Annotated in this window: 16 protein-coding genes and 1 tRNA gene; 7 read left to right on the top strand and 10 right to left on the bottom strand. The window is 71.7% G+C overall.

Annotated elements, in window-relative coordinates; genetic code table 11:
• The first annotated feature begins 24 nt into the window (after positions 1–24).
• A tRNA-Ala gene (locus SOM08_RS06800) sits at positions 25–100 on the top strand.
• A gap of 42 nt (positions 101–142) precedes the next feature.
• Here the strand turns inward: SOM08_RS06800 and SOM08_RS06795 are convergent.
• Genes SOM08_RS06795 through SOM08_RS06780 form a run of 4 tightly spaced genes read right to left on the bottom strand, consistent with a single transcriptional unit; the run spans position 143 to position 5,478 of the window.
• Positions 143–838 carry an enoyl-CoA hydratase/isomerase family protein gene (locus SOM08_RS06795; protein ID WP_116958064.1) on the bottom strand — a complete coding sequence of 232 codons (696 nt, stop codon included), beginning with the start codon at positions 836–838 and terminating at the stop codon, positions 143–145.
• Positions 835–3,102, bottom strand: coding sequence for a LamG domain-containing protein (locus tag SOM08_RS06790; RefSeq protein WP_322470359.1), 2,268 nt, complete (start codon positions 3,100–3,102; stop codon positions 835–837). Before SOM08_RS06790 ends, SOM08_RS06795 begins: the two co-directional genes overlap by 4 nt.
• Positions 3,099–4,493 (bottom strand): aspartate aminotransferase family protein, encoded by a 1,395-nt coding sequence (locus SOM08_RS06785; RefSeq protein WP_116958066.1) that lies wholly within the window; start codon positions 4,491–4,493, stop codon positions 3,099–3,101. The genes SOM08_RS06790 and SOM08_RS06785 overlap by 4 nt, the downstream gene beginning before the upstream one ends.
• 13 nt (positions 4,494–4,506) lie before the next feature.
• Positions 4,507–5,478: a Bug family tripartite tricarboxylate transporter substrate binding protein gene (locus SOM08_RS06780; RefSeq protein WP_116958067.1), complete on the bottom strand. Its 972-nt coding sequence runs from the start codon at positions 5,476–5,478 to the stop codon at positions 4,507–4,509.
• Between the two features lie 98 nt (positions 5,479–5,576).
• Here SOM08_RS06780 and SOM08_RS06775 point away from each other — a divergent pair, with 98 nt between their 5' ends.
• Positions 5,577–6,494: a LysR family transcriptional regulator gene (locus SOM08_RS06775; protein WP_116958068.1), complete on the top strand. Its 918-nt coding sequence runs from the start codon at positions 5,577–5,579 to the stop codon at positions 6,492–6,494.
• Between the two features lie 22 nt (positions 6,495–6,516).
• Here SOM08_RS06775 and SOM08_RS06770 read toward each other — a convergent pair whose 3' ends face one another.
• Entirely contained in the window at positions 6,517–7,212 is a 696-nt protein-coding gene (locus tag SOM08_RS06770; RefSeq protein ID WP_116958508.1) for a Crp/Fnr family transcriptional regulator, read from the bottom strand.
• Between the two features lie 75 nt (positions 7,213–7,287).
• Between SOM08_RS06770 and SOM08_RS06765 the strand changes: the two genes are divergently transcribed.
• The 5 genes from SOM08_RS06765 to phnE all read left to right on the top strand — a co-directional run bounded on the left by SOM08_RS06765 (position 7,288) and on the right by phnE (position 13,380).
• Positions 7,288–9,285 carry an acetoacetate--CoA ligase gene (locus SOM08_RS06765; protein ID WP_116958069.1) on the top strand — a complete coding sequence of 666 codons (1,998 nt, stop codon included), beginning with the start codon at positions 7,288–7,290 and terminating at the stop codon, positions 9,283–9,285.
• Positions 9,282–10,574 carry an aspartate aminotransferase family protein gene (locus SOM08_RS06760; protein WP_116958070.1) on the top strand — a complete coding sequence of 431 codons (1,293 nt, stop codon included), beginning with the start codon at positions 9,282–9,284 and terminating at the stop codon, positions 10,572–10,574. Before SOM08_RS06765 ends, SOM08_RS06760 begins: the two co-directional genes overlap by 4 nt.
• Positions 10,575–10,720: 146 nt before the next feature.
• Positions 10,721–11,554 carry a phosphonate ABC transporter ATP-binding protein gene (gene phnC, locus SOM08_RS06755; protein ID WP_322470358.1) on the top strand — a complete coding sequence of 278 codons (834 nt, stop codon included), beginning with the start codon at positions 10,721–10,723 and terminating at the stop codon, positions 11,552–11,554.
• Between the two features lie 48 nt (positions 11,555–11,602).
• On the top strand, positions 11,603–12,559 hold the full coding sequence (phnD, locus tag SOM08_RS06750) for a phosphonate ABC transporter substrate-binding protein (RefSeq protein ID WP_322470357.1): 957 nt from the start codon (positions 11,603–11,605) through the stop codon (positions 12,557–12,559).
• Between the two features lie 2 nt (positions 12,560–12,561).
• Positions 12,562–13,380 (top strand): phosphonate ABC transporter, permease protein PhnE, encoded by an 819-nt coding sequence (gene phnE / locus SOM08_RS06745; protein ID WP_416187010.1) that lies wholly within the window; start codon positions 12,562–12,564, stop codon positions 13,378–13,380.
• Here the strand turns inward: phnE and SOM08_RS06740 are convergent, their stop codons facing one another.
• The 5 genes from SOM08_RS06740 to SOM08_RS06720 all read right to left on the bottom strand — a co-directional run bounded on the left by SOM08_RS06740 (position 13,381) and on the right by SOM08_RS06720 (position 18,759).
• Positions 13,381–13,884 (bottom strand): TlpA disulfide reductase family protein, encoded by a 504-nt coding sequence (locus tag SOM08_RS06740; RefSeq protein ID WP_322470356.1) that lies wholly within the window; start codon positions 13,882–13,884, stop codon positions 13,381–13,383. It abuts the gene before it with no gap.
• A gap of 2 nt (positions 13,885–13,886) precedes the next feature.
• Entirely contained in the window at positions 13,887–14,831 is a 945-nt protein-coding gene (locus SOM08_RS06735; protein ID WP_116958074.1) for a LysR family transcriptional regulator, read from the bottom strand.
• A 44-nt stretch (positions 14,832–14,875) separates the two neighbouring features.
• Entirely contained in the window at positions 14,876–16,945 is a 2,070-nt protein-coding gene (locus SOM08_RS06730; RefSeq protein ID WP_322470355.1) for a metallophosphoesterase, read from the bottom strand.
• Between the two features lie 10 nt (positions 16,946–16,955).
• Positions 16,956–17,930, bottom strand: coding sequence for a Bug family tripartite tricarboxylate transporter substrate binding protein (locus tag SOM08_RS06725; protein WP_116958076.1), 975 nt, complete (start codon positions 17,928–17,930; stop codon positions 16,956–16,958).
• A 103-nt stretch (positions 17,931–18,033) separates the two neighbouring features.
• Positions 18,034–18,759, bottom strand: a complete 726-nt coding sequence (locus SOM08_RS06720; RefSeq protein WP_116958077.1) for a GntR family transcriptional regulator — start codon at positions 18,757–18,759, stop codon at positions 18,034–18,036.
• Positions 18,760–18,781: the final 22 nt, after the last annotated feature.

Here is an 18,781-nt window from a genome sequence, read left to right as displayed (position 1 = left end):
GATTCGCTAGAATGCGCGCTTCGTGGGGACGTAGCTCAGCTGGGAGAGCGTCGCGTTCGCAATGCGAAGGTCGGGAGTTCGATCCTCCTCGTCTCCACCACCGAACTGAAAAAGGCCTTGCTCCGCAAGGCCTTTTTTCTTGTCAGCACGGCAGCCCGCGCTGCGCGGTGTTCTCCGCCTCGATCGCGCGCTGGAAATGGGCCAGGCCCAGTTCGTTGAGCACCTTCTTGAAACGCCCGGCCACCTCGGGCGCCAGTTGCGCGAGGCGCGCGCACACCTGCCGCGCCGAGGCGTCGAGCGCGTCGTCGGCCACCACCTGCCACACCATGCCCCAGGCCTGGGCCTGCGCGGCGCCGATCGGCTCGCCGAGCAGCACCAACCCCTTGGCGCGCGCCAGGCCCACGGCAGCGGGCAGCGTGGCCGTGAGGCCGCCGGTGACGAACACGCCCAGCGAGGCCTCGGGCAGCTTGAACCGCGCGCCCTCGGCAGCGATCACCACGTCGGCGTCGAGCGCCCACTCCAGGCCCGCGCCAACGGCCCAGCCCTGCACGGCGGCCACCACCGGCTTGGGCAGGGACACCAGGGCCTGCGCCACGGCCTGCACCAGCCGCAGGTCGTCCTGCGTCGGCGGCGCCCCCAGGTCGCGCCCCGCGCAGAACACCGGGCCGGCGCCCCGCAGCAACAGCACGCGCACCGCGTCGTCGCGCTCGGCCAGCGCGATCGCCGCCAGCAGCGCGCGCGCGAGGTCGTTGTCGATGGCGTTGCGTTTCTCAGGCCGGTTGAGCGTGAGCGCCATGACGCCGTCGCGGACCTCGACCAGAAGCTTGGCTGGGTTCATGCGGGCTCGACTCCAAAGTGGTGAAGCACATTGCGCAGCAAGGCACCGAACGCCTCGTCGGCCCCGAGCACCCAGCTGGCCCCCACGGCCCCGGCGTTGAATACGCGGCCGCCCTGGGGGCGCTCCCAGTAGACCATCTCGGCGGACAGCCCGTCGAGGGACTGCGTGGCGCCTTCGAAGAAGTCAAGGTAGGCGTCCAGCCGGCCCGGCACGCGGCGCACGCCCTCGGCGAGCACCTGCAGGCCGGGATGATCGCGCGGCAGCTCGGCGCCGCGCGGAATGTGGTGGGTCATGCGGCGCAGCGTGGCGATGCTCAGGTCCCACTCGTGGCCGATGGCGCGTGGCAGGGCGCCGCCGGGCCCGTGGCCGAAGCTGTCGCCGGCGCGCAGGCCGGTCTCGTGCGGCCGGTGGAACAGGAAATGGCCGGCGTCGCGCACGCGGTAGACGCCGAAATCCGAGGCATCGGCGAAGGCCCAGCCCGCGGTTTCCAGGCCGATCAGCTCGCTGCACGAGCGGTCGTTGAAGCGCCAGAGGCCACCGCGCTCGCCGTCCTGGCTGTGGTACTGCTCGCCGTGCACGCCGCCGGGCGCCGCGTGCTTGTCCAGCGCCGCCTCGTGCTCGTCGGCGGGTGTCAGCGTTTTGCGCTGCTCCATCACCGTGGCGCCTTCGTCGAAGCTCACGCGCCAGTACAGGGAGTTGCCCGACAGCACCACCGCGCTGCCGCCCCCGCGCAGGTAGGCGTCCAGGCCCTCGAAGGCCGGTGCCGACCAGTACTCGCTGTGGCCGTTGATGACCACGCTGCGGTAGCGGCGCAGCAGACCGGGGTCGCGGTGAAGGTCGAGGTCGCTCACCACGTCGTACGCGTAGCCCTGCGCGTCGAGCCAGCGGTGCAGGCAGCGCTCCAGGCGCGGACCCTGGCTGAAGCCGCTGCCCTCGGGCGCGTAGAAGGCGTCGGGCGCGGCGTTGGGCCAGGGCAGGCGCAGGCCGGCGTAGTAGGTGGGCTGGCCCTTGCGGTGGGGCGTGTAGTGGTTGTACTCGGGGGCGTCGGGGTGGCTGTTGGGCAGCGGCGCGGCGCGGCGCGGCCAGTGCGCCGGGCCCGACACGTTGCGCGCGAACGGCGACGCGGCGTAGGCGCGCCAGCTGTTGGTCGCGCACAGCACCAGCAGCGGCGCGGGCGCGGCGTCGGCGGCCGGCCGCACGACGACGCTCACGTCGTAGCGCACGGGCCGGCCGTCCACTTCGCATTCGAAGCGGCCCACGTGGATGCCGGGCTTCGCCCCGCGCGGCACCGTCACGCGGTGCGATTCGGCCCAGCGGCAATCCACGAGGTCGTCGCTTGCCAGGCGAAGGCCGTGGCCGCGCAGGCGGTCGCTGGCGGCGGCGTACTCGCCTTCGCGGCGCGAAAAGCGCGGCACCCGCGCGGGGTCGAAGGCCGGACCGACGACCATCCAGGTGCCGTGGTTGATGAGGCGGCCGTCGCGGCCCTGCCCGCTGGCGTCGGCGATGCGTTCGCCGCGCTGCTCGCTCAAGGGCCAGCAGGCCAGCACGCCGGGGCCCTGCGCGGCCTGCAGGCCGCGCTGCGCGCCACGCTGGGCGATCTCGGCGGCGCCGAGCGCGCGGCCGTAGAGCGCCGGCATCACGAGGTCCGCGTCCAGAAAGTGCGTGGCCACGCCCCCCGCCGACGCGGCGCCCAGGCGCAGCGCGGCGCGGCCCGCCCGACCAGGGCCCGCCGCGCCCTGCGCCACCCGGCGGCCGTCGATCCACAGCGACAGGTGGCCCTGGTGCAGCACGGCCACCAGGTGCGCCCATTGGCGCGGCGCCAGGGCCGGCCCGGTGAGCCGCGAACGCCCCAGCCGCAGCATGAGCGTGCCGTCGGCTTCGATGAACAGGCCGACGCCTTCGTCGGCCACCTCGTCGTCGCATTGCGCGATCACGGCCTGGCGCTCGCCGAAGCCCCAGGGCATGAGCCAGCACTCCAGGGTGAGCGCCTCGAGCGCGTCCTCGGGCAGGCCGCGCTCGATGTGCACGTAGGAGCCGGGGTGGATGGCCTGCACCCGCGCCGGGTGCTCACCGCCGGCGTGCAGCACCGGGTCGCGCGAGGCGTCGTCGGCGTCGGGACCCAGCGCGCAGAAGGAAAAGCGGTAAGGCACCGAACTGCTCACGTGAAAGCCGATGGCCTCGCCGGCCGCCACGCTGACGGCGCTCGCATAGGCGTGCAGGCCGGGCAATGCGATGGCCCGGTGCGGCGGGATGACCGCGCTCAAGCGAGGCCCCGACCGCGCACCTCGTCGTGCAGGTCGGCCAGCGCGCGCTCCAGCAACTCCACCAGCAGGTCGAGTTCGGCGTCGCTGGCGGTCAGCGGCGGGGTGACCATCTGGAAGTCGCCGAACTCGCCGCGGTTGGCTCGCCGGTTGTAGAGCGCGATGCCGTGGCGCAGGCCATGCTCCGTGAGGCGCGCGGGGGCGTTGAAGTCCACCGGCAGCGCCCGTCGGCTGGCCTTGTCCGCCACCAGCTCGATCGCGCCCAGCAACCCCAGGCCGCGCACGTCGCCCACCAGGGGGGAGCGCGCCGCGAGCGCATGCAGCCGGTCCTTCAGGTAGGCGCCCGCGGCCTGCGCGCGTGCCACCAGGTCTTGGCGCACCACCTCGTCGAGCACCGCATTGGCCACGGCGCAGGACAGCGGGTTGGTGAAATAGGTGTGGCCGTGCACGAAGCCGCCGCTCGCGGCGACCGCGTCGACGATGCGCTCGGGCGCCAGCACCGCGCCCAGCGGCGTGTAGCCCGCGGCCAAGCCTTTGGCCAGCGTGACCAGGTCGGGCCGCGCCTCGGGCCAGTGGTGCGCGGCCAGGAAGCGGCCGGTGCGGCCGGCGCCCGACATGATCTCGTCGAACACCAGCAGCACCCCGTGGCGGTCGCAGATCTCGCGCACGGCACGGAAGTAGGCCGGCGACGAGACAACCGCGCCGGTGGACAGTCCGCCGATGGGCTCGAGGATGAAGGCGAGCACGCTGTCGGCGCCTTCGCGCACGATGGTGTCTTCCAGCGCCTGCGCGCAGGCCGCCTCGAAGGACTCGACGCTGTGGCCGTCCGGCACGCGGTAGGACAGCGGCGCCGCCACCTTGGGCTGGGCGCGCAGCATCGGGCCGTAGAGCGCGTGCGCGCTGGCGTCGCCGGTGACGGTGAGCGCGCCCAATGTGGCGCCGTGGTAGCTGGGGTTGCGCGAGATCACTTTCCAGCGCCCAGGCTGGCCGCTGACCACCGCGTACTGGCGCGCGAGCTTGAGCGCCGACTCGTTGGCCTCCGAGCCCCCCGAGACGAAAAAGGCGCGGTCCAGGCCCGGGCCCGCGAGCGCACACACGCGGTCGGCCAGCGCGATGCTGTCTTCGCTCTCAAAGAAGCGCGGGTAGGCGAAGGTGACCTTGCGCGCCTGCGCCTGCATGGCCTGCAGCACCGCGGGGTTGCCATGGCCGATGTTGGTGACCACGGCGCCCGAGGTGGCGTCGAGGTAGCGGCGGCCATCCTCGTCCCACAGGAACACCCCTTCGGCGCGCGCCACGCGCGGTGGGCGCGGCGTGCCCTTGGGCGCGTAGAAACCGAGAACCGATCCGCCCGCCGGCGTATCGCCCACCGTGCGGCGGGCCGTCGCTGTCTGCATGTCCACCTCGTCGTCAGTCCGCGGTGAAACCGGAGGCCTTGACCACCGGCGCCCATTGCGCGAGGTCGCTGGCCAGCAGCTGGCCGAGTTCGGCGGGGCTGCTGGGGTTGGCTTCCATGCCCAGCTTGAGCAGGCGTTCCTGGATGTCGGGCGTGGCGAGCACCTTGCGCGTCGCGGCGTTGAGCCGCTCCACCAGCGCCGCCGGCGTGCCGGCCGGCGCCAGCAGCGCGGTCCACTCCAGCGTGTCGAAGCCGGCGATGCCGAGTTCCTTCAGCGTGGGCACGGTGGGCAGCAGCTGCGCGCGCTTGGCGCCGTTCACCGCCAGCACACGCAGCTTGCCGGCCTGGTGGTGCGGCGCGACGTCGAGGATGGGCAGGATGCCGGCCTGGATCTGGCCACCCAGCAGGTCCTGCACCAGCGGCGCGGCGCCCTTGTAGGGAATGGCCTGCAGATCGACCTTGTTGTCCTGGCCGAGCCGGTAGCCGAGGAAGTGCGACACGCTGCCGGCCGCGGGCACGCCGAAGTTGCCGGCCTGCGGGTTCTTGCGCGCCAGGTCCAGCCACTGGGCGATCGAGGTCGCGGGCACGCCGCTGGGCACCGACAGCGCCTCGAAGAAGCTGGTGAGCCGCACCACGGGCGCGAAGTCCTCGGCGGGCTTGTACTTCGCCCCCTTGGTGGTGAGCGGCAGCATCACCATCATGTGGCTGTTGGCGACCAGGATGGTGTTGCCATCGGGCGCCGACGCGCGCACGTACTCGGCCGCGATCTGCCCGCCCGCGCCGGGGCGGTTGTCCACGATGATGGCCGTGCCGAGCTCGTCCTTGAGCTTCTCCGCGACCATGCGCGCGAGCGCATCGGACGAGCCACCGGCCGTGTAGCCGACGACCAGGCGCAGGGGCGCCTTGGCGGTCTGCGCGTGGCCGATCGCGGGCAGCGCGGCCAGCGCCGTCAGGGCGGAGCAAAGAAGGAACCGGGACAGTTTCATGGGCGGACCTGTGGGATGGAAAAGGGTCCGCGCAGTATTTGGCAAAGGCCCGCGGCCGAGTAGTATGCCGACCCCGATAAGCTTGATACGCCACACGTATGACGGCCAAACTCGATCGCCTGCAGCTCATCACCACCTTCCTGGCCGTGGCCGAGCGGCGCAGCCTGTCGGCCGCCGCGCGCGCGCTGGGCACCACGCAGCCCACCGTGAGCCGGCGCCTGCGCGACCTGGAGCAGTTGCTCAACGCGCGCCTGGCCACGCGCTCCACGCACCGTTTCGACCTCACGGCCGAGGGCGAGGAGCTGCAGCGCCGCGCCGTGGCCTGGGCCGACGCCTGGAACGAGTGGGAAGACGCGCTGAAGGTCAGCGCCGGTCTGCCCAAGGGCAAGCTGTCGCTGATCGGACCACACGCCTACGGGCACGCCTTCCTGATGGACGCCGTCCGCCTGTTCCGCGAACGCTACCCGCAGGTGGAGGTGGAGCTGCGGCTCACCGACCGGCCGGTGGACATCGTGGGCCAGGCCTGCGACTGCTGGATCCGCGTCGGCAGCAGCGCCGACCAGTCGCTGCACGTGCGGCCCATCGGCCGCATGCGGCGCGTGCTCGTGGCCTCGACGGCATTCGCGGCGCGGCACCGCGTCCGCGCGCCGGAAGACCTGTCGTCCCTGCCCTTCGTTGGACTGATCCCCTACGTGATGGACCGCCTGCCCATGCACACGCAGGACCAGACCGAGCGCCGCACCGTGCCGATCCGCACCCCCTTCACCACCGACGGCCTGCTGGCCAGCTACCGCGCCATGCTCGAAGGGCTGGGCATCGCGGCGAGCGCGCGCTGGCTGTGCGGCCCGGACATCGCCAGCGGCCGGGTCAAGCGCATCCTGCCCAAGTGGGAGCTCGAGCCCATCGCCATCGAGGCCGTGTCCGTCGCCGGCCGCTTCCGGCCGGCCCGCATCAACGCCTTCATCGACGTGCTGTGCGAGGTGATGGCGGGCGTGGAAGGCTTCGATCCGGCCTGAGCCCGGGCCGGGCGCCGGCCACTCAGCTGCCCATGTCGAGCAGCGCGTCCACGTTCAGCAGGGTGATGCCACCGTAGCCGGTGCGGATCCAGCCCTGCGCGCGCATCCGGCTCAGCGCCTGGTTGCAGCGCGGCCGCGACAGCGAGGCCATGCTGGCCAACTCTTCCTGCGACAGGCGCAGCTGCGGCGATTCGCTGGGGTTGTGCAGCGGGTGCAGCAGGCCGCACAGGGCGCGCGCCACCTGGGCGTCGGCGTCGAGCAGGCTGTGGTCGGCGTGCTTGCCCATGAACCAGTGCAGGCGTTCGTTGATCTGGCGCAGCAGGAACTCGTTGAACGCGGGCTGCGTGTCGCGCAGCGCCAGGAAGGTGTCCAGCGGCATCAGCGCGACGCGGCTGTCGCGCAGGGCCACCACGTCCGCGTTGCGGGGCTTCTGTCGGATCAGCGTGCCTTCGCCGAACCAGCTGCCGCCGAGCTGCCCGCCCAGCGAGACGCTGCGGCCATCGGCGCTCGACACCGACCATTTGAACAGCCCGTCGATCACGCCATACCAGTGGCCGGGCAGGTCGCCGCGGCGACCGAGCGACTCGCCCAGGGGCACCACCACCTCGATCAGGTCCCCACGCACCCTGGCCTGCACGGCCTGCGGCAGCGCGCGAAACCACGGCGACTGGGCCAGCAGGCCGTCGAGCGTGGGTGGGGGGGCTTTGGGTCGGCGCAAGTTCAAGGGAAAACCCTTGGCTGAACTGTCATCGGGTGAACTGTGAGGATACCCGCGGCTGCCCAGAATGGCCCCATGCAAGCAGACCCCCACCCCGACGGCTACGGCCAACTCCTGTGGACCCCTTCGGCCGAGCAGGTCGCCTCCAGCCGGCTGGCGCACTACCAGGCCTGGCTGGCCGAGCACGAGGGCGTGCGCACCACCGATTACCACGGGCTCTGGCGCTGGTCGGTCGATCACATCGAGGACTTCTGGGCCTCCATCTGGCGCTACTTCGACGTGGTGGGCGAAGGCCCGCTCGCGCCGGTGCTCGGCCAGCGCGAGATGCCCGGCGCGACCTGGTTCCCGAACACCCGCCTGAACTACGCCGAGAACATCTTCCGCCAGGCCAGCGCCGAGCGCCCCGCCCTGCTCGCGCGCAGCGAGGACGCGCCCTGGAGCGAGGTGTCCTGGGCCGAACTGGAGCGCGACACCGCGGCGCTGGCCGCGCGCCTGCGCGAACTGGGCATCGGCCCCGGCGACCGCGTGGCCAGCTACATGCCCAACCGCGCCGAGACCGTGGTGGCTTTCCTGGCCTGCGCGAGCATCGGCGCCATCTGGTCCAGCTGCGCCCCGGACATGGGCCCCACCGTGGTGCTGGACCGCCTGCGCCAAATCGAACCGACACTGCTCTTCGCCACCGACAGCTACAGCTACAACGGCAAACGGCACGACCGCGCGCCGCAGGTGGACGAACTGCTCGCCGCCCTGCCCAGCGTGCGCCACGTCGTGCAAGTGTCCGGCCCGCTGCAGGCGCAGCGCGGCGCGCCGGCCTGGCGCGACCGCCTGGCCTGGGCCGACTGCATCGCCACGCCGGCGCCGCCGCGCTACGAGCGACTGCCCTTCGACCACCCGCTGTGGATCGTCTACTCCTCGGGCACCACGGGCCTGCCCAAGGCCATGGTGCACAGCCACGGTGGCATCGTGCTCACCCACCTGAAGACCTGCGCGCTGCAGCACGACCTGCGGCCTGGCGACCGCCTGCTGTTCCTGGGCAGCACCGGCTGGATCGTCTGGAACCTCCAGCTCGGCGCCCTGTTCACCGGCGCGAGCATCGTGCTCTACGACGGCAACCCCAATTGGCCGGACCCGGGCGCGCTGTGGCGCTTCATCGACGAGCGCCAGGTGTCCCTGCTCGGCTGCGGCGCGGCCTACCTGATCGCCGCCAAGAAGGACGGCCTGCGCCCGCGCGACATCGGCCCGCTCAAGCAACTGCGCGCCATCAACGTCACCGGTTCGCCGCTGCCGGTGGACGCGTACCACTGGGCCTACGAGGCGATCAAGCCCGACCTGTGGCTGGCCTCGATCAGCGGCGGCACCGACATCGCCTCGGGCTTCGTGGCCTGCGCGCCCACGCTGCCGGTGCACGCGGGCGAGATCCAGTGCGCCGAACTGGGCGTGGCGGCCTACGCCTTCAACGAGGCCGGCCAGCCCGTGGTGGACGAGGTGGGCGAGCTGGTGATCACCCAGCCCATGCCCTCGATGCCGGTGCGCTTCTGGAACGACGAGGGCGACCGCCGCTACCGCGAAAGCTACTTCGAGACCTTCCCCGGCGTCTGGCGGCACGGCGACTGGATTCGCTTCACGCCGCGCCACACCTCGGTCATCTACGGGCGCTCGGACAGCACCATCAACCGCTTCGGCATCCGCATGGGCACGGCCGAGATCTACCGCGTGGTGGAGGAACTGCCCGAGGTGCGCGACAGCCTGGTGGTCGACCTGGAGTACCTGGGCCGTCCGTCCTTCATGCCCCTGTTCGTGGTGCTGCAGCCCGGCCTCACGCTGGACGAAGCGCTGCGCCAGCGCATCACCGACCAGATCCGCCGCAAGGCCTCGTCGCGCCACGTGCCGAACGAGGTGGTCCAGGTGGCCGACATTCCGCGCACCCTGAGCGGCAAGAAGATGGAGGTGCCGGTGCGCAAGCTGCTGCTGGGCGCCGCGGCCGACAAGGTGGCCAGCCCCGACGCGATGCAGAACCCGGCCAGCCTCGACTTCTTCGTGGCCTACGCCGACCGACTGGAGCACGCCCGATGAACCTGGACACCGAACTGCACCGGCTGCGCGAGGCCTACGCGGCGCGCCACCCCGAGAGCCTGGCCCGCCACCAGGCCGCCACCGAGGTCATGCCCGGCGGCAATACCCGTTCGGTGCTGTTCTACGACCCCTTCCCCCTGGCCATCGCGCGCGGCGAGGGGGCGCGCCTGTGGGACGCCGACGGCCACGAATACACCGACTTCCTCGGCGAGTTCACCGCCGGCCTGTACGGCCACAGCCATCCCGTGATCCGCGCCGCCATCGACGCCGCGCTGGACGGCGGCATCAACCTCACCGGCCACAACCTGCTCGAAGCCGAACTCGCGCGCCTGGTCACGCAGCGCTTCCCTTCGCTGGAGCGCCTGCGTTTCACCAACTCGGGCACCGAGGCCAACCTGCTGGCCATCACCGCCGCCCGGCACTTCACCGGCCGGCGCCAGGTGATGGTGTTCAAGGGCGCATACCACGGCGGCGTGCTCACCTTCGCGGGTGGGCCTTCGCCGGTGAACGTGCCCTTCCCCTTCGTGATCGGCACCTACAACGACAGCGCCGGCGCCGCCGCCCTGGTGAAGGAGCACGCGGCCGATCTCGCCGCCATCGTGGTCGAGCCCCTGCAGGGTGCGGGCGGCTGCATCGTCGGCGAGCCCGGCTTCCTGCGCGAACTGCGCCGCCTGGCCAGCGAAGCCGGCGCATTGCTCGTCTTCGACGAGGTCATGACCTCGCGCCTGGCGCCCGGGGGCCGCCAGGCCCAGCTGGGCATCCGGCCCGACCTGACCACCCTGGGCAAGTACATCGGCGGCGGCATGTCCTTCGGTGCCTTCGGCGGCCGCGCGGACGTGATGGCGATGTTCGACCCGCGCGCGCCGGGCCACCTGGGCCACGCGGGCACCTTCAACAACAACGTGCTGAGCATGTCGGCCGGCATCGCGGGCCTGAGCCGCGTCTACACGCCCGAGGCGGCCCTGACCCTCAACGCGCGCGGCGACGCGCTGCGCGAGCGCCTCAACGCCAGCTGCCGGGCGCACGGCCTGGCGCTGCAGTTCACGGGCCTGGGCTCGCTCATGAACCTGCACGGCACGGGCGCCGCGATCCGCAGCGTGGACGACGTCCCCGCCAGCGAGCGCTTCGTCAAGGACCTGTTCTTCTTCCACATGCTCGAACAGGGCTTCTACCTGGCGCGGCGCGGCTTCACCGTGCTGTCGCTGCCGCTCACCGACGCGGACCTGGAGCGCTTTCACGCGGCGGTCGAGGCCTTCCTTCAGCGCTACGGGCCGGTGCTGCCGCGCTGAACGCGCGCCGCGACGGGGCCCGGACCCCGTCGCGCGTGATGCATAGCTTTCTTCAATACCTGGCTGGAGAAATTTGAATGGCGTGGATGGCCCCCTGAGGCCCTGCGCGTCACGGAACGGTCACGCGGGCTCGAAAAACTCGCGCCATGACCCATCCCGTCCTTCGGGCGCAAGACCTGCGCCGCACCTACGGCACCCGCGTGGCCCTGCGCGGCGTGTCCTTCGACGTCCGACGCGGTGAGCGCGTGGCCCTGCTCGGCGCCTCGGGCTCCGGCAAGTCCACGCTGATCCGCTGCCTGAGCGGCCTGGAGACCACCGACCCCGGCACCGGCCGCATCGAGGTCTTCGGCCAGGCGCTGCAGGAGGGCGGCCGCCACAGCCCGCGCATCCGCGCCCTGCGCCGGCGCATCGGCGTCATCTTCCAGCAGTTCAACCTGGTGGGCCGCCTGGGCGTGATGAGCAACGTGCTGACCGGCCTGGCCGCCGACACGCCGCTGTGGCGCGGCCTGCTCGGCCGCTACACGCTGGCGCAGCGGGCACTCGCGCTCGACGCGCTGGACACCATCGGCCTGGCGCCCCAGGCCTTTCAGCGCGCGTCCACGCTGTCCGGCGGCCAGCAGCAGCGCGCCGCCATCGCCCGCGTGCTGGTGCAGGGCGCCGAACTGGTGCTGGCCGACGAACCGGTGGCCTCGCTGGACCCGCAATCCACCCGGCGTGTGATGGACCAGCTCGCCGCCCTCAACCGCGACGCCGGGCTCACGCTGATCGTCAGCCTGCACCAGGTCAGCCTGGCCCGCCGCTACTGCCACCGCGTGCTGGCGCTGCGCGACGGCGAACTGGTCTACGACGGTCCCAGCGCCGCGCTCACCCCCAGCTTCCTGCAGCAGCTGTACGGCACCGCGGCCGAGGAGCTGCTGCACGACGACCACGACTTCGCGGCCCCTGCCGCCGAAGCGCCGCCGCTCGCGTTGGCCGCCTGAACCGGTTCTCGCGCGGCCCTTCCGTTTCCCTTCGCCAAAGCCACCACCATGTTCAAACACAAAGCCCTCTTCGCCCTCGCCGCCACCCTGATCGCCAGCAGCGCCACGCTGCACGCGCAGGAGATCAACTTCGGCATCATCGCCACCGACACCGCCTCCACCCAGCGCGAGCGCTGGGAGCCCTTCTTCCGCGACATGGAGAAGAAGACCGGCCTGACGGTCAAATCCTTCTACGCGCCCGACTACGCCGGCGTCATCGAGGCCATGCGCTTCAACAAGGTGCAGGTGGCCTGGTTCGGCAACAAGTCGGCCATGGAAGCGGTGGACCGCGCCAACGGCGAGGTGTTCGCGCAGGTCATGTTCGCCGACGGCAGCTTCGGCTACAAGGCGCTGCTCATCACGCACAAGGACAGCCCCTACCAGTCGCTCGACGACGTCTTCAAGCACTCGAAGTCCATCAACTTCGGCATCGGCGACCCGAACTCCACCTCGGGCTTCCTGGTGCCCACCTTCTATGTGTTCGCCCAGAACAAGGTGGACTACCGCACCCGCTTCAAGACCATCCGCAACGCCAGCCACGGCGCCAACATCCAGGCCGTGCTGGCCAAACAGGTGGACGTGGCCACCAACAACACCGAAGAGATCGAGAAGCTGCGCGCCAACAAGCCCGAGCTGCTCGCGCAGCTGCGCGTGATCTGGGAAAGCCCGCTGATCGCCAGCGATCCCTTCGTCTGGCGCAAGGACCTCGACCCGGCCGTCAAGGCCAAGCTGGCGAACTTCGTCGTCAACTACGCCAAGACCGATGAGCAGGAGAAGGCGATCCTCAAGAACATCTACAACTACGGCGGCTTCCGCGCCTCGACCAACGCGCAGCTGATCCCCACCCGCCAGCTGGAGCTGTACAAGGACCGCAACAAGGTCGAGAACGACGCCGCGCTGGACGCCGGCGCCAAGGCCAAGGCCCTGGCCGAGATCGACGCCAAGCTCGCGCAGCTGCAGCCGTGAGCGTGGCGCACCCCATCAAGGCCAGCGCCACTTCGCTGGCGCAGCTGCGCGAGCGGGCCGCCGCCGAGCGGCCCGGCCCGGGCACCTGGGCCACCTGGGCGGCGGTGGCGGTGCTGCTCGGCTGGTCGTGGCGGGGCGCCGAGATACAGCCCTTCGCCCTGGTCGACAACGCCGGCAACATCGCCACCTACGCGCGCGAGTTCTTCCCGCCGGACTTCCACGACTGGCGCATCTACGCCCGCGAGATGCTGGTCACGCTGCACATCGCCGTCTGGGGCACCGTGCTGGCGGTGCTGGCCGCGGTGCCGGCCGGTCTGCTCTGCGCCTCGAACATCGCGCCGGCCTGGGTGCACCAGCCCATGCGCCGCCTGATGGACGCCTGCCGCGCGATCAACGAGATGGTGTTCGCCATGCTGTTCATCGTCGCCGTGGGCCTGGGTCCCTTCGCCGGCGTGCTGGCGCTGGCGGTGCACACCACGGGCACGCTGGCCAAGCTGTTCTCGGAGGCGGTGGAGGCCATCGACCCGCGCCCGGTGGAAGGCATCCGCGCCACCGGCGCGCACAAGCTGGTGGAGGTCGTGCACGGCGTGGTCCCCCAGGTGCTGCCGCTGTGGATGAGCTTCACGCTCTACCGCTTCGAATCGAACGTGCGCTCGGCCTCGGTGGTCGGCATGGTCGGCGCCGGCGGCATCGGCGTGGTGCTGTACGAGGTGATCCGCAGCTTCCAGTACGCGCAGACCGGCGCGGTGCTGCTGATCCTGGTGGTGACGGTATCCCTCATCGACCTGGCCTCGGCGCGCCTGCGCCAGCGCTTCATCTAGCTAGAGGAAACGGGCGATCTGCTGCACGTCTTCCTCGAACAGCTGCCCGATCTCCGACATCACCACCCGCCCGTCCCGGCCGCGCACGCAGGTGACGGGTATGGCCTTGCCCGGGCGGGGCATCACGCGCTCGATGGCGGGTGTGTGGTGCGCGGTGGGGAAGGTATAGCCCCGCCGCGCCATGTACTGGCGCGCGTCCTCGATGCGCTTGTCGACCGCCAGGCCCAGCATCAAGAGGCCGCGCGGGCGCTGCGCGTCCCACAGCTTCTGGATGAAGGGGTTGGTGGCGCCACAGAAGGGGCACCAGCTGGCCCACCAGTAGACGAGCACCACCTGCCCTTGCGCCGCCGAGGCCTTGAAGGTGCTGCCATCGAAGAGCGGGGCGTCGGGCAGCGTCAGCGCAGTGCCGACCTGGGGCGGCGGTACCTCGTCGGCCGCCCGCGCCAAGGGCGCGCTGGCCAGCGAGGCGGCGCCCAGCGCCTGGAGAAGGGTTCGTCTGTCCATGGTCACTCCTTGCCGCGTGGCGCGCGCTGTGGCCTGGCGGGCGCCTGCGCGCGCAGCGCCTCCCGCAGGCGTTCGATGGAGGCCGCCTTGGCCGTGTCCGGTGGTCCGTGGCGGGTCACGAAGTAGGTGCTCCAGCCCGCGCTGGTCCTGAGCAGCGGGGCCACGCAGAAGTCCCGCTCGGGCAGGTGGCGCGTGGCGTACAGCGGCAGCACGGCCACGCCGAGCCGGGCGCGCACCAGCTCCAGGGCGGTGGAGAGCAGTTGCACCTCGTGGCCGATGGCCAGGCCTTCGTGCGCGGCGAGCTGGTCCTGCAGCAGCAGGTTCCATTGGCCACCGGTGCGGCCCACCAGCACCAGGTCGGTGTGGTGCAGGTCGCTCCAGCCCAGCCCGCCGGCCCGTTCGGCCTGCTCGTCCAGCGCGCCGCCGCGCGCGCACACCACGGCGATGCGGTCCTCGAACAGCAGCGTGGAGCGCAGCTCGCCCGACAGGCGCAGCGGCGAATCGATGGAGCCGACGGCGACGTCGGCCTCGCCCTGCAGGAGCATGTCGCCCAGCATGCCCACGGGGCGGTCGAAGAGCGCGATCTTCAGCTGCGGGTCGCTGGCCTGCAGGCGGGCGATGGCCGGCGGCAGCAGCGCCGCCGAGGAGAGCGAGCCGGCCGCCACGCGCAGCACGACGCGCTGCGCCGCGCCGCCCTGGCGCAGGTCTTTCAGCGCGCGATCGATCTCCAGGTCCGCGCGCTGGCCGGCGCGCTGCAGCTGCTCGCCGGCCTCGGTCAGGCTGATGACCCGCCCGCGCTGCACCAGGGGCATGCCGACCTCTTCCTCCAGTTCGCGGATGAGCGAACTCACGGCCGACTGCGTGATGAAGAGCTTCTCGGCCGCGCGCGTGAAGCTGCCGGTCTGGCCGATGAGGGCCAGGGCCTTGAGCTGGCGAAGGGTGGGCATGGCCGATTATGGTGGCCGCGCCCGCCCGCGGCGGGCGCGCCGCCTCAGGCCAGGGCGCGCTCTTCCACGCGGCTGGTCGCCAGCTCGATCAGGCAGGGGCCGTCGAGCACCTTCGCGGTATCCGGGTCCGACGCAGGCCAGGCCCGCTCCTCGCCGCTCGCCAGGTCCAGCCAGCGCCGCACCCGAAGGTCCTGCGTGTCCAGCCAGTCGGGCAGCTGCATGAGCGCGGCGCCACCCAGGGGCAGCACCAGCAGCAGCTGCGACCGGTCCATCCGCGCGGCGCCGACCAGGAACTGCGGGTCGCGCACCCAGCGCGGCGCGTCCATCGCGGGCAGCTCGCTCAGCGCGCCATGCAGGTTGCGCAGCGCCTGGCCCTCGCGCTTGGGGTTGAAGCGGCGGTCCACCAGGCCGGCGCGCGGGAAGTAGCCGCGGTCGACGTCGCTGAGCGTGTCGAGGAACACGTCGGCCTGCGGACAGCCGCGGCTGGTGAAGGCCGCGCCGAGCGCGCGCACGCCATTGGCCTGCGCATCGGTCCGCGCCTGGGCCGGGCTGTCGGAGGCCAGCCGAACGTGCACCTGCGCGCGCAGGCCGTGGCGCGCCGCGAAGGCGGCGGCACCGGTGATGCCTTCGTCGACGTCGGTGTCGGCCGCGACGCGGAACACCAGGCCGTCGAAGCCCTGGCCCCGCGTGTGCTCGAGCAGCTCCTTCGCGGCCGGGTCGGCCGGGCCGGCGAAGCCGTGGTCCACCAGCAGCTTGATCTGCTTGCCGTCGCGCGACTGGCCCGAGGCGCTCCAGAAGCGCGACAGGTGCAGCGGCACACCGACCCGCGCGCGCAGCGCGCCGAGCCGCCCACCGAGGTCCGGCGCCAGCGGCCATTTCACGATGAGCTCCAGCGCCCGCAGCAGGCCCTGGTGTTGGCGCAGCAGCTCGATCTGCCCATCCGTGGGCCAGCCGAACAGGAAGACCGTGAAGCGGCTGCCCAGAGCGGCCAGGGCCCGCATGCGCGCGCGCGAGGCCGGGTCGCTCAGGTCGTCCAGAGGCACGCGCAGCGCGCGAATGCCCATCTCCCAGAGCGCGAGGATGGGGTAGTCGTTGCGCGCCTGTTTGCGGCGGAACTCGTCGAGCATGCTGCTGTAGGGGATCTGGTGCAGCTCGCCCCAGTGGTAGCGCAGGTCCAGGCCCAGGCCGGGTTCGCGCGCGCCAGCGGCGGGCGGCAGTTGCGGCCAGTCGCGCTGCACCTGGGGCGCGGCGCCCTCGGGCCGGTCCTGGGTGCGGATGAACTGCGGCACCAGCCGGTCCGGGTACACGTCGACCACCAGCACACCGAGCTTGGACACGTCGTTGCGGCCGTTCTCGTGCTCGCTGGGCTGTCCCACGGCAAACAGCTCCGAGTAGTCGCCGCGCACGAAGGCCGTGGACGGCAGGGAGAAGATCGGCGTGCCCGCGTGCTCGTTGAAGAAGAAGTTGTGCACGTGGCCGGTGAACACGGCCGCGAGCCGGTGCCGCGCCACCAGCGACAGCAGCCAGGAGCGGCCGGGCTCGTCGATGTTGTCGTAGTGGCCGTGCTCGTCGGCACTGGCGATGAAGGGCGGGTAGTGCACGAAGAGCAGCGTGCGCCGGCTGGCGTTGGCCTGCAGGTCCTGCTCCAGCCAGCGGGCCTGCCGCGCCTCGGCGGCCAGGCCCGAGTTGATGAGCGAGGTGTTGATCACCACGAAGTGGCAGTCGTCCCGGTCGAAGGCGTAGTGGTGTTCGCCGAAGTGGCGCTGGTACAGATCGACGTAGGGCTCGCAGATCTCGCCGGCGGGCACGTAGTCCGCGCGCTTGTCGCCCACGTCGTGGTTGCCGGGCACCAGGTGCAGGGGCGCCTTGAGGCGGCCCACCGCCGCCTTGAAGCGCGCCACCGCGTCGGGGTAGGACACGGCCTCGGGCACGGGGTGGATCATGTCACCCACGTGCACCGTGAAGTCCGGCGCCAGGGCATTGAGCACCTCGACGGTGTGCGCGAGGCGTGCGTTGGTGAGCCGGTGGGACTCGTAGGGCGAGATCAGGTCTTCGTCGGAGGGGTTGACGTGGCTGTCGGCGATGACCGCGAAACGGAAGAGGCGTTCGGACATGCGGACCTTCTCAACTGGCGGCCGCGCCCGAGTACTTGACGGCGGCCTGCCACAGCTTCTGTTCGCTGGCCATGGTGGCGGCGTAGTCGCGCGCGTCGCGGTAGGCCACGTCCACGCCCACCGCGCCGAGCTGCCCGGCCACGGCGGGCGTGGCCAGCACGCGCTTCATCGCGGCGCTCCATTGCGACAGCACCGCCGCCGGCGTGCCGCTGGGCATCATGAAGCCCAGGTTGGTGCCGCTGGGGATGCCGCGCACGCCGAGCTCGTCCAGCGTCGGCACATCGGGCAGGGAGGCGGAACGCTTCGATCCGGTCTGCGCCAGCGGCACGATCTTGCCCGCCTTGATGTGGCTCAGCGTGGGGCCGATGGCATCGATGCCGATGTCCAGCTCGCCGCTGAGCACCGACGTGATGGCCGCCGGGCTGCCCCGGAAAGGCACGTGAACGATGAAGAGCTTGCGCTGGGCCTTGAGGCTCTCGAAGGCCAGGTGCGCGGTGGTGCCGCTGCCGGGCGAGGCGTAGTTCAAGCGGCCCGGCGTGGCCGCGATGCGGCGCATCAGCGCGTTCAGGTCGCGTGTGCCCAGGGCGGGCGAGCCGTAGATGACGCTTTGCGCCACGCCGAACTGCGCCACCGGCACCAGTTCCTTGTCGGCGTCGTAAGGCAGCCTGGCGTACAGGTAGGGCGCGATGCCGAGGTTGGCCGAGGTGGACAGCAGCACCGTGTAGCCGTCGGCGGACGCGCGCGCCACCTGGCCGGTGGCGATGGTGGCGGAGGCGCCGGGCTTGTTGATGATGGCCAGTGGCTTGAGGCCCTCGTCGGCCAGGGCGTTGGTGACGACGCGCGTGGCGACGTCCATGGCGCCCCCGCCGGGAAAGCCCACCAGCACCTGGATGGCGCGCGCGGGATAGGCCTCCTGGGCCCAGGAGGGCCGCCCGCCCATGAGGGCAGCGGCGCCGATGGCGTGGATCAGTTGTCGTCTTTGCATGGGGCGGTCTCGTTGATGTCCGGCCCATTGTGGGCAACGAGGCCGCGCGACTGAAGCGCAAATTTCTAATGCGCGGATAAGCAGAACTTCTGCCGCCCGCCGCTCAGGCCCGACGGCGCAGCACCGCCGCCAGGTCGGGCGTGCGCGGGTCGAGCTGCAGGTTGCGCTCCACGCTGGTGATGTGCTGCTCCATCAGGCGCGAGGCCGCGCGCCCGTCGCGCCGGGCGAGGGCCTCGACGATGTCCACGTGCTCGGCCTGCGAGTGCTCCGCCGAATGGCCCGACTGGTACATCAGCGCGATCAGCTGCGAACGCGACAGCAGGTCCGCGATCATCTCCGCCAGCACCTCGTTGCCCAGCAGGCGCGCCAGCACCACGTGAAAGTCCGCCAGCAGGCGTGTGCGCCCCGGCACGTCCGATCGCACCACGGCCTGACGCTCTTCTTTCAGGTGCATGCGCAACTCGGCGATCTGCGCGTCGCTGACCTGGGCGGCCAGCTGGCGGACCATGCCGCCTTCGACCAGGCGGCGCACCTGGAACACCTGGCGGGCCTCGTCGATGCTCGGCATGGCCACGAAGGCCCCGCGCGCCGGCTCCAGCGTCACCAGCCGGTCGCGGCTGAGCTGGTTGAGCGCCTGCCGCACGATGGTTCGCGACACCGAGAACACATCGGCGATCTGCTGCTCGACCAGGCGCGTGCCGGGCATCAGCCGGCGTTCGACGATGGCGCCGGTGATGGACTCCGTGATCTGGTCGGTGGCGCTGGCCTCGGTGCGCGGGGCGCGTTTCGCCTCGGTGGGCCTGGGGTTCGCGGCGGGCTTCTTGGCCATGGGTTCGGTCCCTTGAAATGGG

It is taken from the genome of Hydrogenophaga sp. SNF1, assembly GCF_034421675.1.
GTDB lineage: Bacteria > Pseudomonadota > Gammaproteobacteria > Burkholderiales > Burkholderiaceae_C > Hydrogenophaga > Hydrogenophaga borbori.
This window is presented reverse-complemented; position numbering and strand designations above follow the sequence as displayed.